The 14,851-nt window shown below is 67.1% G+C and carries 15 protein-coding genes and 1 pseudogene; 8 read left to right on the top strand and 8 right to left on the bottom strand.

Annotated features, from left to right (window positions below; all coding sequences use genetic code 11):
- The first annotated feature begins 329 nt into the window (after window positions 1–329).
- The 4 genes from HNP02_RS01895 (at window position 330) to HNP02_RS01910 (ending at window position 3,875) form a co-directional block, all read left to right on the top strand.
- The gene (locus HNP02_RS01895; RefSeq protein WP_184433781.1) at window positions 330–725 is read left to right on the top strand and encodes a hypothetical protein; all 396 of its coding nucleotides are present in this window, start codon (window positions 330–332) and stop codon (window positions 723–725) included.
- Between the two features lie 158 nt (window positions 726–883).
- A complete protein-coding gene (locus HNP02_RS01900; RefSeq protein WP_184433784.1) occupies window positions 884–1,486 on the top strand; it encodes a TetR/AcrR family transcriptional regulator in 603 nt (200 codons plus the stop codon).
- A complete protein-coding gene (locus tag HNP02_RS01905) occupies window positions 1,483–3,057 on the top strand; it encodes an NAD(P)/FAD-dependent oxidoreductase (protein ID WP_184433787.1) in 1,575 nt (524 codons plus the stop codon). Before HNP02_RS01900 ends, HNP02_RS01905 begins: the two co-directional genes overlap by 4 nt.
- Entirely contained in the window at window positions 3,054–3,875 is an 822-nt protein-coding gene (locus HNP02_RS01910; RefSeq protein ID WP_184433790.1) for a mycofactocin-coupled SDR family oxidoreductase, read from the top strand. Before HNP02_RS01905 ends, HNP02_RS01910 begins: the two co-directional genes overlap by 4 nt.
- A gap of 1 nt (window position 3,876) precedes the next feature.
- Here the strand turns inward: HNP02_RS01910 and HNP02_RS01915 are convergent, their stop codons facing one another.
- From HNP02_RS01915 to HNP02_RS01930, 4 genes are all read right to left on the bottom strand, one after another.
- Window positions 3,877–4,743: an SDR family oxidoreductase gene (locus tag HNP02_RS01915; RefSeq protein ID WP_184433793.1), complete on the bottom strand. Its 867-nt coding sequence runs from the start codon at window positions 4,741–4,743 to the stop codon at window positions 3,877–3,879.
- Window positions 4,740–5,684, bottom strand: a complete 945-nt coding sequence (locus HNP02_RS01920) for an alpha/beta hydrolase (RefSeq protein ID WP_309241365.1) — start codon at window positions 5,682–5,684, stop codon at window positions 4,740–4,742. The genes HNP02_RS01915 and HNP02_RS01920 overlap by 4 nt, the downstream gene beginning before the upstream one ends.
- Window positions 5,681–7,039 carry a cytochrome P450 gene (locus tag HNP02_RS01925; protein WP_184433796.1) on the bottom strand — a complete coding sequence of 453 codons (1,359 nt, stop codon included), beginning with the start codon at window positions 7,037–7,039 and terminating at the stop codon, window positions 5,681–5,683. Before HNP02_RS01925 ends, HNP02_RS01920 begins: the two co-directional genes overlap by 4 nt.
- A gap of 125 nt (window positions 7,040–7,164) precedes the next feature.
- Entirely contained in the window at window positions 7,165–8,178 is a 1,014-nt protein-coding gene (locus tag HNP02_RS01930) for an Rv2578c family radical SAM protein (protein WP_184433799.1), read from the bottom strand.
- A gap of 185 nt (window positions 8,179–8,363) precedes the next feature.
- On the opposite strand from HNP02_RS01930, the gene HNP02_RS01935 reads away from it, so the two are divergent.
- On the top strand, window positions 8,364–9,581 hold the full coding sequence (locus HNP02_RS01935; protein ID WP_184433801.1) for a glycosyltransferase: 1,218 nt from the start codon (window positions 8,364–8,366) through the stop codon (window positions 9,579–9,581).
- Between the two features lie 5 nt (window positions 9,582–9,586).
- Window positions 9,587–11,800: an RNA polymerase recycling motor ATPase HelR gene (helR, locus tag HNP02_RS01940; RefSeq protein WP_184433804.1), complete on the top strand. Its 2,214-nt coding sequence runs from the start codon at window positions 9,587–9,589 to the stop codon at window positions 11,798–11,800.
- On the opposite strand, the gene HNP02_RS01945 is transcribed toward helR, so the two are convergent.
- Window positions 11,792–11,965: a hypothetical protein gene (locus tag HNP02_RS01945; protein ID WP_184433809.1), complete on the bottom strand. Its 174-nt coding sequence runs from the start codon at window positions 11,963–11,965 to the stop codon at window positions 11,792–11,794. The genes helR and HNP02_RS01945 overlap by 9 nt on opposite strands.
- A gap of 7 nt (window positions 11,966–11,972) precedes the next feature.
- On the opposite strand from HNP02_RS01945, the pseudogene HNP02_RS01950 reads away from it, so the two are divergent.
- Window positions 11,973–12,175, top strand: a pseudogene (locus HNP02_RS01950) (gamma-glutamylcyclotransferase family protein); the annotation flags it as partial.
- Between the two features lie 4 nt (window positions 12,176–12,179).
- Here HNP02_RS01950 and HNP02_RS01955 read toward each other — a convergent pair.
- Both HNP02_RS01955 and dtd read right to left on the bottom strand, forming a co-directional pair.
- Entirely contained in the window at window positions 12,180–12,611 is a 432-nt protein-coding gene (locus tag HNP02_RS01955; protein WP_184433812.1) for a hypothetical protein, read from the bottom strand.
- Between the two features lie 153 nt (window positions 12,612–12,764).
- Window positions 12,765–13,196: a D-aminoacyl-tRNA deacylase gene (gene dtd / locus HNP02_RS01960; RefSeq protein WP_184434941.1), complete on the bottom strand. Its 432-nt coding sequence runs from the start codon at window positions 13,194–13,196 to the stop codon at window positions 12,765–12,767.
- A gap of 45 nt (window positions 13,197–13,241) precedes the next feature.
- On the opposite strand from dtd, the gene HNP02_RS42200 reads away from it, so the two are divergent.
- A complete protein-coding gene (locus tag HNP02_RS42200; protein WP_221317040.1) occupies window positions 13,242–13,793 on the top strand; it encodes a hypothetical protein in 552 nt (183 codons plus the stop codon).
- 22 nt (window positions 13,794–13,815) lie between these two features.
- Here the strand turns inward: HNP02_RS42200 and HNP02_RS01970 are convergent, their stop codons facing one another.
- Entirely contained in the window at window positions 13,816–14,844 is a 1,029-nt protein-coding gene (locus HNP02_RS01970) for a DUF2293 domain-containing protein (RefSeq protein ID WP_184433815.1), read from the bottom strand.
- Between the last annotated feature and the right edge of the window lie 7 nt (window positions 14,845–14,851).

Raw genomic sequence — 14,851 nt, forward strand, 5'->3', positions numbered from 1 at the left:
ACCCGTCGAATAACAGTCCGCAGGCCTCATCGCTAACCACGATGCGCGACCTTTGACACCCGCCGACACATGACAATCAGTGTCATGACGGGCGCTTCAACTGCAGTTCAAATGGAATATCGCACGGAGCAAGCAGCGCGTTACTGGCGTGCGCGTCAATCCTCAGCAATGTACCGATCCACCCACCGACGTCCCGTCATTGACGCTGGAGCAAATCTATGCAGTCGACTTGAAAGTTTGAACATTTCGTAATCATTTCGTTGGAGACTCGGACACATTGCGTGTGGTAACTTGCAAATGGTCGGAGATACTTTGCTGAAGGGAAAATCATGAGCAGAACACGTAGGTACTTCACCGCAGCCGCCATGGCCACCGGCACCGTTGCCATGGGCGCTGCACTGGCACTGGGCTCGGCGGGGGCGGCTTCGGCCGACCAGAACGTCGTGACGAACACGGGCAACAAGATCACCCCCGGCCTCGTCAATCTCGGCGTCTTCGGCGGCAACGTCCTTGGTGGTCTCGGCGGCTTCCTGAGCACCGCCCAGGTCAACCTGGGCACCGTGGGCACCAACGCCATCACCCAGACCGGCGTCGCAGGCACCAACGCGATCAGCCAGACCGGCGTCGCAGGCACCAACGCGATCAGCCAGACCGGCGCCGCGGGCAACGGCGTGGTCTCGGCGGTTGGCACCGCGGGCAACAACGTCGTCGGCAACCACCCCTAATCAATCACCTGAACACGAGGGTATGAGCCGGTCCGCCTCGCGCGGGCCGGGCCAGACCTTCTGACACACATGGACACCGCTTCTGGCGGTGTCCATGTGTGTTTCCGGGTCCGCTCGAGGCATTGACCACATTGAACACATATCGCTAATGTGTTCAAATGCGCCCAGAGCAGGGACCCGTGACCAAGACGGTGTCCCCCACGCTGCTGGCCGCCACCACCGACACCTTGCGACGGATGGGTCCGCGCCGGTTCAGCCTCACCGCCGTCGCCGAAAACGCCGGGGTCTCACGGGGCACGGTGCACAACGCATTCGGCAGCCGCGACCACGCCATCAAGATCGCCCTCGATCACCTCGCCTCTGCCTTCATCGACGCGATGGCCACCGAGATCGACGAGGCCGAGACACTTGCCGAAAAGGTCTCGGCCGCCGCGGTTCTGATTTGTGCCCACCGGCAGAACTCCGACTCGTTCGCACCGGACAGCATCAACGAGGGCATCGTGGTGCTGCTATTGCGCAACACCGGCGACGACCTGATGCGCCGCGCCATCGAGCTGTGGAAGCCGCTGGTGCGGGCGGCCCAGCACTCCGGCGAGGTCGGCGCCGACATCGATGCCGCGCGGGCGAGCGAATGGATCGTGCGCATGCTGCTCAGCTTCGAACTGCTGCCGCCCATCGGCGTCAACCTGGACAGCCCACGGTCGGTGAAGCGATTCGTCGGCGACCACGTGATCGCAGGACTAACCGGAAGGACGACATGACCCGACCCGACTTCGAGGTAGCGATCATCGGCGCCGGCCCAGGTGGAATCGCCGCCGCACATCTGTTGCAGCGGAGGGGCATCGAGGACTTCGTGATCGTCGAACGTGGCGACGACTTCGGCGGGACGTGGCGGGACAACCACTACCCCGGTCTCGCCGTGGACATTCCGTCGCTGTGGTATCAGCTGTCATTCAGTCCGAACGCCGAGTGGAGTCGCCTGTTCGCACCGGGCCCAGAGCTCTACCGCTACTTTCAAGACACCGCGTCGAAGTTGGGGCTCTACGACCACTTGCAGGCGAATTCCGAAGTGATTCGACAACGGTGGGACGACTCAGCTGGAGTGTGGCGGCTGACGATCCGCGGGCGCCCCGACATCACCGCACGGTTCGTGATCAGCTCGGTCGGTGGCTACGTCAACGCCAAGGCCGAGATCGACATCGACGGCGTCGACGAGTTCGAAGGTACCGTTCTGCGGCCCAACGCATGGGACGACGACTACGACGCCCGCGGCAAGCGGATCGCCGTGATCGGAACCGGATCCAGCGGCGTGCAGATCGCCGCGGCGCTCTCTGTGCAGGCCAAGAGCGTGGACGTCTACCAACGCACCCCTGGTTGGGTGCTCCCGAAGATCGACTTCGAATTCTCACCGTTGGCGCGGAAGTTGTTGCGTCTTCCCGGTTCCATCGCCGCCATCAACGTGCTCGGCCGGTTGTCGATGGACGCCTTCATGGTGGTGCCCATCGTGCATCTGCTGCCGCGGCTGCCTGCGAAGGTTCTCGCCCGCGTTCTACCGCTCTACGACAAGTGGTCGCGCCTGTTGTACCGCGGACTGCTCCGTGCGACGGTCGACGACCCCGCATACCGAAGGGCGCTCGTTCCCCGGATCGGGATTCTCGCCAAACGCCCCGTCATTTCCAGTGCCTTCTTCAAGGCGTTGAACCGTCCCAACACCGCGTTGATCACGACCGCGATCGAGCGGATCACCACTACCGGGGTGCGCACTACGGACGGCGTCGAGCGCGAGGCCGATCTGATCGTGGCCGCCACCGGCTACGAGTTGTGGACCGATCCCGAGACCTATCGACGGGGAACAGTGCTTGGCGCCAACGGTTTCGACCTCGCCGAGTACTACCGTGCGCACGGGATGCGCAGTTATGCCGGCACTGCGCATCCGCGTCTACCGAACCGTTGGGAGATCGTCGGACCCACCGGCTACGTCGGCTTCGCGTGGATGGACTACGACGAGACGGTGGCCGAGCATGCGGTCCGGATCATCGACGAGACCCGTAGACGCGGTGCCCAGGTGGCCGAGGTCAGCCAGGACGCGTTCAACCGTTGGAACGATCAGATGCAGCGTCGTGGCAAGGCGATTCAGGTATACATCGTCGATTGCAATCGCGGTCAGAACAGTTACTTCGTCAACTCGCAACAAGAAGTCGTCTACTACCGGCCCCAGACCATCACCGCGTCACGGCGATTCGCCCGCCGGTCCCCGCTCGCCGACTACGAGTTCACCCAGCGGACGGTGCGCATCGCGCCCGTGCCGGTACCGAAGGAGCAACCCGCATGAGCGACACCCCGTTGGCCGGACGCGTCGCCTACGTGACGGGAGCCGCTCGCGGGCAAGGCCGCTCGCACTGCGTACGTCTGGCTCGGGCCGGCGCGGACGTCGTCGCCATCGATGCCTGCGGGCCGGTCGCCAGGCACAACGGCTACGAGCCCGCGACGTCGGAGGATCTCGCCGAGACCGTGAACCTCGTCGAAGGCGAGGGCCGCAAGATCCTCGCCAGGGAAGTCGACGTGCGCGACGCCGCAGGGCAGGAGCGGGTGATCGCCGACGCAATCGAGCAGTTCGGTCGCCTCGACATCGTGGTCGCCAACGCCGGAGTGCTGAATTGGGGCCGGCTGTGGGAGATCTCAGCCGAGCAGTGGCAAGAAACCCTCGACACCAACCTGACCGGCGTGTGGCACACCATCAAGGCCTCGGTGCCGCAGATGATCAAGGCGGGCAACGGCGGATCGATCATCACCATCAGTTCGGCGGCGGGCATCAAGGCCGTGCCGGGCTGCGGGCACTACAGCGCCAGCAAGTTCGGCGTCGTCGGGTTGACCAACTCGCTGGCGGTCGAACTGGGCGAGTTCGGGATCCGGGTCAACTCCGTTCACCCGTACGGCACCGACACCCCGATGGGCAACGACGTGTCGATGTACAAGATCCTTCAGGATCACCCGCACTACATCCACTCGTTCTCCCCCGGCGCACTGCCGACCGACTCGCTTGCCGCCCCCGACCTCATCTCCGACATCGTCGTGTGGCTGGCCGGCGACGCGTCATCGCTGGTGACCGCGGCCCAGATCCCTGCGGACAAGGGCTATCTCAAGATCTGACCTATACCCGCGCCGGCGCGTCGGCACGGGCCCGCCCGCGCAACCGCGACTCGAACACGCTCAGGATGTCGAAGTAGCGCGTGGGCGCCAGCCGGGCCAGCGCGTCGAACAGGTAGGCATCGGGTCCGACCAGGATGCGCGCCTTGCCCTGTTCCACACCGCGGTGGATGATCTCGGCCGCCTTGGCCGGCTCTGTCATGGTGATGGCGGCGAACTCCTTCACCATCTGTTCCTGGCTGCGGCCGAGGCCGTCCGGATCCTTGCGGAAACGGGCGTTGCGCACGATGTTGGTGTTGATGCCGCCAGGGTGCACGTTGATGGCCCTGACCCCGGTGCCGCGCAGCTCCTGGCGCAGCGAGTCGGTGAAACCACGGACCGCGAACTTCGCCGCACAATAAGCACTCTGGTTGGGCATGCCGACAAGCCCGAACACGCTGGAGGTGTTCACGATGGCTCCGGAGTCCTGGGCGGTCAGGATCGGCAGGAATGCCCTGGTGCCGTTGACGACGCCGTGGAAGTTGATGTCCCACAGCCAGTTGTCGTCCTCGGGCACGGAGTCCAGCACGCTCGAGGACACGGCAACGCCGGCATTGTTGAACACCGCACCAAGGGGCAGGGGCGCCCAGTCCCTGACCTCTTCGGCGAAGCCGTTCTGCGCATCGGCGTCCCGGACGTCGAGCACCTTGGTCAGCGTCGAACCACCAAGGGTCGCCTCGGTCTCCTTCAGGCCCTTCTCATCGACATCGGCAATGGCGACCGGGCAGCCGTGAGCCGAAAGGCGTTGGGCCAGAGCCCGACCGATACCGGACCCCGCGCCGGTGATGACCACCGTGCGCCCGCTGATGACGTTTGCGGCTGACTTGCTCATCGTGTCTCCTCTGACCGAGCAATTGAGACGGACGAACCGTCGAGATGGGTGGTGATCAGGTCGACGATCCGGTCCCACGCACCGGCAGGCAAATCGTGTCCCATGCCGACGATCGTCTCAAGGCGTGCACCGGGGATGGCGCTCGCGGTGGCGGCGCCACCGGTCGGGTGGACCATCCGATCCCGGTCGCCGTGAATCACCAGGGTCGGCACGTCGATCTGGCGCAGCTCGTTGGTGCGGTCCCCCGAGGCGAAGACGCCCGCCAACTGCCGAGCCACGCCGTCGGACGTGGGATCGCGATCCCATGCGATGCCGGACTTTTCGCGTATCCAACTCTCGTCGAACGGGAATCCGTGCGACCCGATGTGGCTGAACATCCGCACCGCGCCGTCGACCGCCTCGAGCCGGTTGCGCGGCGGCCTCGCGGTCGCCATCCGCCACCACGTCGACGGAGCAGGCCGCCCGATGCGTGGCGCACCGGTGGTCGACATGATCGAGGTGAGCGTGCGCACCCGGCCCGGATGGTGGGCGGCGACGGTCTGGGCGATCATTCCGCCCATCGAGATGCCGACGAGGTGGGCGTCCTGATAACCGAGCGCGTCCAGCAGACCGACGGTGTCGCGGGCCATGTCGCCGAGGTGGTACTGCCGACTGTCGCTGCCGCCGCGCAGGATCGCCAGCGGATTCGGCTTGGGAAAGCTCGCGTGTGTCGAACGGCCCACGTCGCGATTGTCGAACCGGATCACCCGGTATCCGCGCTCGGCCAACCTGACGGCGATGTCCTCTGGCCAGGTGTGCTTTTGCTGCCCCAGCCCGGCGATCAGCACGACGGGTGGCGCCGCGGCGTCACCGAATGAGTCGTAACACAATTCGATTCCACGGCCGACGGTAACAAGGTCTTCGCGCAAGCGCTCATCCGCCACAACGGGTTCGTCGCTCACGCCGACACCTCCGCCGCATCGGCGGACACCAATCTCGGTGTGTGCGGCGAGCGTCGGTACACCACCGCCCGCCCACCACGTGCGGGAGCGGTCGCGACGCCACGGGAGTGCGCGGCCTCACCAGGGGCATACGTGGTGCCGAACTCGAACTCCCGCAGCAGTGTTCGCAATGTCACGGTCATCTCCATGTTGGCGAACGCGGCGCCGATGCAGCGTCGGATGCCGCCGCCGAACGGGATCCAGGCGTGCGTGTCCGGCGGGTTGCCGACGAAGCGATCCGGGTCGAACGCCGCGGCGTCGGTGAAGCTCCGCTCGGCGGCATGGGCCAGCGAGATGCTCACCAGCACGACGTGGCGCTCGGGAATGACCCACTCCCCCAACCTCATCCGTTGCCTGGTCATTCGCGCGGTGCCGTTGATCACGGGACGGGTGCGCTGCACCTCGAAGATGGTGGCCTGGAGCAGGTCGGAGCCTCCTGCGTCGACCTCGTCGCGGAGACGGGCGAGCAGCCGTGGGTGCCTGCGCAGTCGTTCGACGGTCCACGCCAACGTGGTGGCCGTGGTCTCGTGCCCCGCCGCGAGCAAGGTGAGCAACTCGTCGGCCACGTGGTCATCGGAGATCGGCGATCCGTCGTCGTACCGCGCCTGCAGCATGAGGGCGAGGACGTCGTTGCGGTCTTCGAACCCCGGATCCCTGCGGGCGTCGGAGATGAGCCTGGCGATGACCGCGTCGTAACGGCGCCGAAGCTTCTCCACCCGGGCCCAGGGACTCCACGGACCGTAGTCGCGCCGCACCGCCGGCGGCATCACCGCAAGCCGCGATGCCTTCAACACCATCGGCGGCAGCAGTTCCCGCAGTTCTTCGAGCGCAGCACCGTCGGCGCCGAACACCGCCCGCAGGATGGCATTGAGCGTGATCCGCATCATCGACGGCATGGTCGCGAAGTCCTCGCCCTCGGGCCAGGTGGCGATCTCGCGCCGCACTTCTTCTTCGACGATGTCTTCGTAGCCCTGCATGCGCTTGCCGTGAAACGGCGGGACGAGAAGCTTGCGACGCTGCCGGTGCGGTATGCCGTCGAGGCTGAACGTCGAGCCGGGGCCGAGCACCTCGCCAAGGGTTCCCGCCCGGGCGATGAGGTCGTTGTTGGCCGTGAAGAGTTCCTTCACCAGCGCGGGATCACTGATCACCGTGGTCGGGCCGAAGATCGGCAGGTTCAGCGTGAACTCCGAACCGTGGCGCCGGGCCACGGCGGCGACGGCCTTGTCGCGGTTCACCACGAATGCGACGCCCTGCAGCAGCTTCGGGATCCGCGGTGCTGGCGGGAGCCGCACCGGGTCGTTCGTCTTTTCAGCCATGAATGGCCTCCCCCATATCTGGACCTCCAGCTCGGTACGAACAAGTACCGGTCACGGTACGCCTTGGTACCGATGGGCACAAGCCTTCGACACGTGTCGAATAGCAGAATGATCAGCCCGCCCGATCAGAACAACGTCGGTTGCGGCTCCGCCACGGCAGGCACCGGCACGGCCGCCGCGCGGAACGACCGCTGGTCGCGGTTCATTCCGTGCTTGGCGATCAAGGGGGCCGCCCGTCGGTGCAGCATCTCTCGGTAACTCGCGGGCAGATAGGCGCCGCGCCCGTACAACTCGCGGTACGTCGAGACCAGCTCTGGATGCGCGTCCGCCAGCCACGCCATGAACCAGCCGCGCGTCGAGCCGCGCAGATGCAGGCCGAACACCGTCACGCTGGTGGCGCCTGCGGCCGCGATCTGGCCGAGTAGCCCGTCGAGGTGCTCGCGCGAGTCCGTCAGCGCCGGCAGCACCGGGGCGACCATGACGTGGCAGTCCAGGCCCGCGCCGTGCACCGCCCGGATCAGCTCCAGCCTGGCCCGCGGGCCGGGGGCGCCCGGCTCGACCTCTTGATGGAGTTCGGGATCGGCGACCGCAAGCGAGATCGCCACGCTGACGTCGACGTGGCGCGCCGCATCGGTGATCAGCGCCAGGTCGCGGCGGAGCAGGGTGCCCTTCGTGAGGATCGAGAACGGAGTACCCGAATCGGCAAGTGCACCAATGATTCCGGGCATCAGCGCATACCTGCCCTCGGCTCGCTGATAGGGATCGGTGTTGGTGCCGAGCGCGACGGTCTCGTGCGTCCACGACGGACGGGCCAACTCGCGGCGGAGCACCTCGACGACGTTGGTCTTCACCACGATCTGAGTGTCGAAATCAGCACCGAAGTCGAAGTCGAGATACTCGTGGGTGGGCCTGGCGAAGCAGTACCGGCAGGCGTGACTGCACCCGCGGTAGCCGTTGACGGTGAACCGGAAGGGCAGATGGGCGGCGTTGGGCACCTTGTTCAGCGCCGACTTGCACAGCACCTCGTGGAATGTGATGCCGTCGAACTGCGGCGTGCGCACCGTGCGGGCGAACCCGATGCGCTGCAGTCCGGGCAGCGCACCGTCGTCGACCCCGACGCCCTGGCCATCCCACCGCACCCGATCATTCGAACAGTTGTTCGATTCAATGTCAATGCGACGCGGCCAACGCCCAACGAAAAGGGAAGACGCCCTCGCGTCTTCCCACTTCAATATATAGCGCACAGGGGGGCTTGCGGCAAGGCCGGGGGTATGCCGCAGAATCGCTGCCCTAAGCCAGAACTGGCAGAACATGGGGGTAGCGAGTGCGGGTGTTGTTGTCGACGTGGGGGTCGCGCGGGGACGTCGAGCCGTTGTTGGGATTCGCGGTGGCGTTGAAGGAGCTCGGCGCGGAGGTGCGGCTGTGTGCGCCGCCGGACTTCTCCGATCTGGCAGCCCGGGTGGGAGTGGAGATGGTGCCTGCGGGCAGATCGGTCCGCGAACTGGTGCACGGCGTGCACGACAGAAGGCCGTCGACGCCGGCGGATGCGCCGCGGGTGGCAGCGGAGTTGGTCGCCGCGCAGTTCGAGACGGTCGCCGCGGCCTCCGACGGATGTGATGCGGTGATCGCAACAGGCCTGATGCCCGCGGGCGTGCGTACGGTGGCCGAGGTGCGAGACATTCCCTATGTGCTGGCTGCGTTCCAGGCGCGTAGTTTTCCGGCGCCGCATCAGACACCACTGCCGCGGCCGGGCAAGCCGTTCCCGCCGGGCGTGACCGACAACCGGGTGCTGTGGGAGGTGGATGCCGAACGGGTGCAGGCGTTGTACGGCGCACCGCTCAACACTCATCGGGAAGCGCTCGGCCTGCCACCGGTCGACAACGTCCGCGACCACGTCTTCACCGACCACCCGTGGCTGGCGGCCGACCCGACGCTGGACCCGTGGCCCGGTTCGCCGGACCTCGACGTGGTGCAGACCGGTGCGTGGATCCTGCCCGACGCACGACCACTCCCGGCCGACCTGGAGGCGTTCCTCGACGCGGGTGCTCCGCCGGTGTACGTGAGCTTCGGCAGCGTTCGCGCGCCCGAGGACGCCGCAGTGGTAGCCATCGAGGCGATCCGAGCGCAGGGCCGCCGCGTAGTCGTCTCCCGGGGCTGGGCCGACCTGGCCCTGATCGACGACCGGGACGACTGCTTCGTCGTCGGCGAGGTCAACCATCAGGCACTGTTCGAGAAGGTGGCTGCCGTCGTGCACCACGGTGGTGCGGGCACCACCACGACGGCCACCCGAGCCGGCGCCCCTCAGGTGGTGGTGCCGCAGATCGCGGATCAGCCATACTGGGCAGGCCGGGTGGCCGCGCTGGGAATCGGTGTGGCACACGATGGTTCGACTCCGACGTTGGAATCCCTCTCGGCAGCGCTGAGCACGGCACTCTCCCCCGCCATCCGCGCGCGGGCGACCGCCGTCGCCGCCACGATCCGCACCGATGGGGCGACGGTGGCCGCGACGCTGCTGCTCGACGCCGTCGGCCAGGGAGTGTGATGCCCGTGTCGACTCGAGGATACGAAGACGAATTGCAGGGCGAGCGAGGCTATGTGGCCAGGCTCTACGCGCAGCTCGACGCCGAACGTGCGCGGGTGAAGGGCAGGTACGGCGAGGCATTGCGGAGCCCCATCGACCTCCAGAATGGCGAGTCACTGCTGCAGCGCGACGCCGAGGTGCGTGCGCTGGCCAAGACGGCCACGCGGCTGAACGTGGCGGACAACGGGCTCTGTTTCGGCCGGTTGGACACGCTGACGAGTGAACCCACCTACATCGGGCGCATCGGCCTGTTCGAGGAGGATTCCTACGAACCGATGCTGCTCGACTGGCGGGCACCTGCCGCGCGCGCGTTCTACGTCGCCACCGCCGCCAGTCCGGAGAACATGCGCAGACGCAGGCAGTTCCACACCCTCGGGCGTCGGGTGGTCGACTTCACCGACGAGATCCTCGGCCGCCCCGACGAGGATGCGCCCAGCGCCGTTCGGGGAGACGCCGCGTTGCTCGCCGCGGTCAATGCGCCGCGCGGTGACGGGATGCGCGACATCGTGGCGACGATCCAGGCCGAACAGGACGAGATCATCCGGCTGGATCACTCCGGGGTTGTGGTGATCGAGGGCGGCCCTGGCACCGGGAAGACCGTGGTGGCGTTGCACCGCGTCGCGTACCTGCTCTACACGCAGCGGGAGCGCATGGAGAGCAACGGTGTTCTCGTCGTCGGGCCAAACCCGGCTTTCCTCAACCACATCGGACGGGTTCTGCCATCACTTGGCGAGACCAACGTGGTGTTCATGACCACGGGTGACCTGCTGCCCTGGCTGCGCGTCACTGCGGAGGACGCCCCGGATGCCGCGCGGCTCAAGGGTTCACGGGCAATCGTGGACGTGCTCGCCGCGGCTGTGGCCGATCGCCAACGTTCGCCCGAGCAGCCGCTGTCGATCGAACTGGCCGACGTCACGGTGCGCATCGATGCCGAGACCACGGAGTGGGCCATCCAGGAGGCGCGCGCAAGCGGGCTGCCGCACAACGAGGCACGGACGGTGTTCTACGACGTCCTCACGTGGGCACTCACCGAACGGGCGATAGCCTGGATCGGTCGGGGTTGGTTGACTAGGGCTGACCGCGACGCGTGGGAGCAACTGCGGACCGACCTGCTCGAAGAGCTCGCCGAGCACGGTGCGTTCAATGCGGCACTCGATGAGTTCTGGCCCATCCTGATGCCGGAAACCGTTCTGGCAGAGCTGTACACGTCTCGCGAACGGTTACGCGCGGCGGGCGCCGACCCGGTGCTGTGGCGTGCCGACGGCGAATCGTGGACGGTGTCGGACGTGCCACTGCTCGATGAGCTGTTCGACCTTCTTGGCCGTGACAGGGCCGAGCAGGCGGCCGAGGATGCCGCGGCCGAGCGGGAACACAAGGCCGAGGCCGCGTATGCCGCGGGCGTGCTCGACCTCATGGTCAGCCGCGAGGATCTGATGGACGACGAGGACCACCTCCTCGCCACGGACATGCTCTACGCGGAGGACCTTGCAGAGCGCTTCGACGAGCGCGACACCAGGGACGTCGCCGAACGCGCTGCCGCGGACCGGGACTGGACCTACCGGCACGTCGTGGTCGACGAGGCCCAGGAACTATCCGAGATGGACTGGCGGGCGCTCATGCGGCGCTGCCCGGGCCGATCCTTCACGGTGGTGGGCGATCTCGCCCAACGTCGGTCGGCGGCAGGAGCGACGTCGTGGGACGTGATGCTGGAGCCGTACGTACCTGGCCGCTGGGTCTACCGGTCGCTGTCGGTCAACTACCGCACCCCGGCGGAGATCATGACCGTCGCCGCTGCGCTGCTCGCCGAGTTCGCGCCGGGGGTCGCCCCACCGGAGTCGGTCCGCGCGTGTGGCGTCCAGCCGTGGTCCAGGCGCGTCACCGAGGACGAACTACCCACCGCCATCGAGGAATTCGTCAGGGCCGAAGCCACGCGCGTTGGCACCAGCGTCGTGATCGGGCCACCGGGGGTGCCGGGCACGGTGCCTGCCTCGCAGACCAAAGGTCTGGAGTTCGACTCCGTTCTGGTGGTGGAGCCGGAACGGATCATCGCCGACGGCCCACGGGGTGCGGCCGGACTCTACGTCGCACTCACTCGCGCCACTCAGCGCCTCGGCATCCTGCACCTGGGCCCGTTGCCGCAGGCTCTGAGCGGCGTCGCGGAGCACGCTTGGTCAGGATGAGCCGGGCGTCGCCGTCTGGAACGTCGCGCCTGCAAGCATCAGCAGCATCCGCAGGCCGTCGGTGATCAGCTGAGCCGAGATCGAGGGATCGAGCGCATGCTGAATTCCAAGACAGATGCCGAGACTGAACAGGGAGCTTGCGGCGTCGTCGGTCGAGATGGGCAAGGTGAGCCCGGCGGAGTTCGCGACCAGCGGCAGCGACCGTCATCCCAACCTCAAGCCGACGGAACGCCAGGACGCCGCGGTCGAGGGCACGGTGTTCACCATCAGCACGGCCGAACTGGCCGCTGCCGACCACTACGAGGTGGACGACTACACCCGCGTCGCGGTGCCGTTGCGGTCAGGCAGGCCTGGGTGTACGTGTTCGACGCCTAGCGGATCACCAGCGCGACAGCTGGCAGGCCGCGCCCGTCTCGCCGTCCTGCTGGATTGCCAGCTGACCGTCGATGTAGATCTCGCAGTGCGGGTTGGGTGCCCCGGTCATGGCGTGGGCGGCGCCGCTCACGGTGACGATCGCCCATTGCGGGTCCGCGAGCGTCGTTTCGAACACCCATGGCACGCCCGGCTCGAGGTTCACCTCTTCGCGCTTCAAGAAGGCATTCGGGTCCTTGTTGTACGCAGCCTTGTCCGCAGGTTGGGCGTACAGATAGTAGAGATCGAGTCCCGTTGGGGCGGTCGACGTGACCGTGTACCGGATCTGATGACCAGCTGGCTCTGCGTTCGACGTGGCCTGGCTGAGCGCCAACCCCGCGGACGCCACCAGCGCCGCCGTCCCGAAAGCCGCCCCGACCTTGGTTATCGCTTTTCGCATGCCAGTCACATCGCCGGACGGTACCCGACCGTTACATCGCGCACCACCCGTCGCACACCCCTCACCCCCTCTCCACTCTGTTTCCCGCGAGCGCGCGTGTCTGCTGGTCTTTTCCCGGCGTGTCGCCAGCATTTGCGCGCGCTCGCAGTGAACCTAGAGCTCCAGGAGCACCGTCACCGGTCCGTCGTTGACGAGTTCAACGGCCATGTCGGCGCCGAACACACCCGTCTGCACCTGGGCTCCGAGCCGTCCGAGCGCCGCGGCGAACTCGTCGACCAGCGGTTCGGCGACGGGTCCTGGCGCGGCGGCGTTCCACGTCGGCCTGCGGCCCTTGGTGGTGTTTGCGTAGAGAGTGAACTGGCTGACCACCAGAATGGGCGCACCGATGTCGGCGGCGCTGGCCTCGCCGTCCAGGATTCGCAGTCGCCAGAGTTTGTCGGCCATCCGTCGGGCGATGTCCGAATCGTCGGTGTGCGTGACCCCGACGAACGCCAGCAGTCCCTGCCCGTCGGGCCTGATCTCACCGACGACGTCGCCGTCGACCACCACCCGCGCCGACGACACGCGCTGCACCAGCACCCGCACGTCCGCCGATGTTGCCACCCGCCTCGGTCATGGCACACTCCGGGCATGATCGCTCCCGCCGAGCCGCGCATCCTCGCCGAGGTCGGCGGGCTGGCGGTGACCGAGCAGGGACCGCTGATCGTGGTCGTGGACCGCGGCACGGGGCCGTTGGCGACCGTCGCGTTCGTGCTGGGCGTGCTGGCATTGGTGCCCGGCGGATTCGGCGCGGTGACGTTGGCGCTGTCGGCGACCAACGGTGCGGCCGTGCCCTGGTGGGTGGCCTTGATCTTCCTGCTGGTCGGCATCGCGTTCGCCGGTGCGGCGTTCGCCGTCGTGAGCCGGATCCGCGGCGCCAAGACGAAACCACTCAGTGGCTACCGGCCAGCGGCGATCTTCGACCGCGCCCAGCGGGTATTCGTCGATGCCGACGGCGTCGTGGTGGCTCCGCTGGACCATGTCCGGTTCGAGCGCCGGACACAGCTCACCTCGAGCTCCCCGATGCTGGTCGCGGTGACGCCCGGCGGTGCGTTCACCCTCAAGCGCGGCAATCCGTTCAACGGTGGCCTCGGAAACCTGGAGGACGTGCTGACCGCGGCGGTGTTCGGCGGCGCGCGGTAGGTTGCGGCGCCAACGGCAGCTGCTACCCGTCGAGCATCACAACACCGTCGCGCCATGCGTCGACGACGTCCCCGACACGCTTGTTCACTTGCGCTCGAGCCGATACGCGGTCAACGCCCGACATGAGCAGGTCGTCGTAGTCGGTGTCGACATGGCGGACGGAGGCGACGACGGCGAGGAGCACGGCGTCGCGGTCCAGGGCTCGCCCTGCGGCGCTTCGTCCTACCCTCCCGCTGCCTCGCGCCGCGGCGTGAAGTGCGATTGCCTCTGCGCGGTCGACCGGGCACCCCGGGAACTGCTCACGAATTGCTGCGGCGAACTCACCGCGAAAGCGCACGTCCTGATCGGCCCGCCGACTCTGCTCGCGCGTCCTGCGGCGAGCGCGCACGTCGGCGTCGGAGAGGCACTCTCGTGCGGCCTGTTCGATCGCGGCCGGCTCCGCCAGGATGCCTTGGCGCTCATAGCGATTGCGTCGCGTGCTCCAGCGCACCACAACGGCCGATAGACGGCTGCCTTTCGCGGCGCGCCGAGTGAGCGCGGCGTCGCCGGACGGCAGAAACTCGAGGTGGCCGAGGTCGGCGCAGTCCAGACACACTGCACCTGCCTTGTCCTTGAGAAGCAAATCGCCGGTGTCGCCACACGATGCGCACTCCCATGCATTGTGCGGAGAGATCACGGTGATCCCTCGCGGACGTGTTGGGCGCTCGACGATCGGTTCGGCAACGTCCGTTGAGCCCCAATGGGTGCGGTAGGCCTGTTCGGCCTCAGCGTCGCCGTCGGCGGTGAACTGCAGCTCTTGGTAGTCGACTTCTGACGGCACGAGGCCGCGGTCCTCGGCCCAGTGCTGCAACGCTGCGAAGGCTGCGATGACTTTGTCGGAGTCGACACCGATGCAACGATCGATCGAAGGAACACGGCCCTGCACCCACCGATCGACGTTCGGCTGAGCGAGCCAGCCGAGACCGACGATCACATCGATGGGACGGACGGATCGCCGTTCGGCCAGCAACGCCTCAGCAATCCGTGCGACTCGTGTTTCGATGCGTGCCATAGCACCA

The organism is Mycobacterium sp. AZCC_0083, from assembly GCF_014202335.1.
GTDB lineage: Bacteria > Actinomycetota > Actinomycetes > Mycobacteriales > Mycobacteriaceae > Mycobacterium.

Excerpts from the sequence above, each read along its gene's own strand:
- HNP02_RS01915 (WP_184433793.1), bottom strand. The coding sequence starts at position 4,743 with ATGAGCAAGTCAGCCGCAAACGTCATCAGCGGGCGCACGGTGGTCATC.
- HNP02_RS01925 (WP_184433796.1), bottom strand. The coding sequence starts at position 7,039 with ATGGCTGAAAAGACGAACGACCCGGTGCGGCTCCCGCCAGCACCGCGG.
- HNP02_RS42200 (WP_221317040.1), top strand. The coding sequence starts at position 13,242 with ATGATCGCTCCCGCCGAGCCGCGCATCCTCGCCGAGGTCGGCGGGCTG.
- HNP02_RS01900 (WP_184433784.1), top strand. The coding sequence starts at position 884 with ATGCGCCCAGAGCAGGGACCCGTGACCAAGACGGTGTCCCCCACGCTG.
- HNP02_RS01910 (WP_184433790.1), top strand. The coding sequence starts at position 3,054 with ATGAGCGACACCCCGTTGGCCGGACGCGTCGCCTACGTGACGGGAGCC.
- HNP02_RS01955 (WP_184433812.1), bottom strand. The coding sequence starts at position 12,611 with ATGCGAAAAGCGATAACCAAGGTCGGGGCGGCTTTCGGGACGGCGGCG.
- HNP02_RS01905 (WP_184433787.1), top strand. The coding sequence starts at position 1,483 with ATGACCCGACCCGACTTCGAGGTAGCGATCATCGGCGCCGGCCCAGGT.
- HNP02_RS01895 (WP_184433781.1), top strand. The coding sequence starts at position 330 with ATGAGCAGAACACGTAGGTACTTCACCGCAGCCGCCATGGCCACCGGC.
- HNP02_RS01970 (WP_184433815.1), bottom strand. The coding sequence starts at position 14,844 with ATGGCACGCATCGAAACACGAGTCGCACGGATTGCTGAGGCGTTGCTG.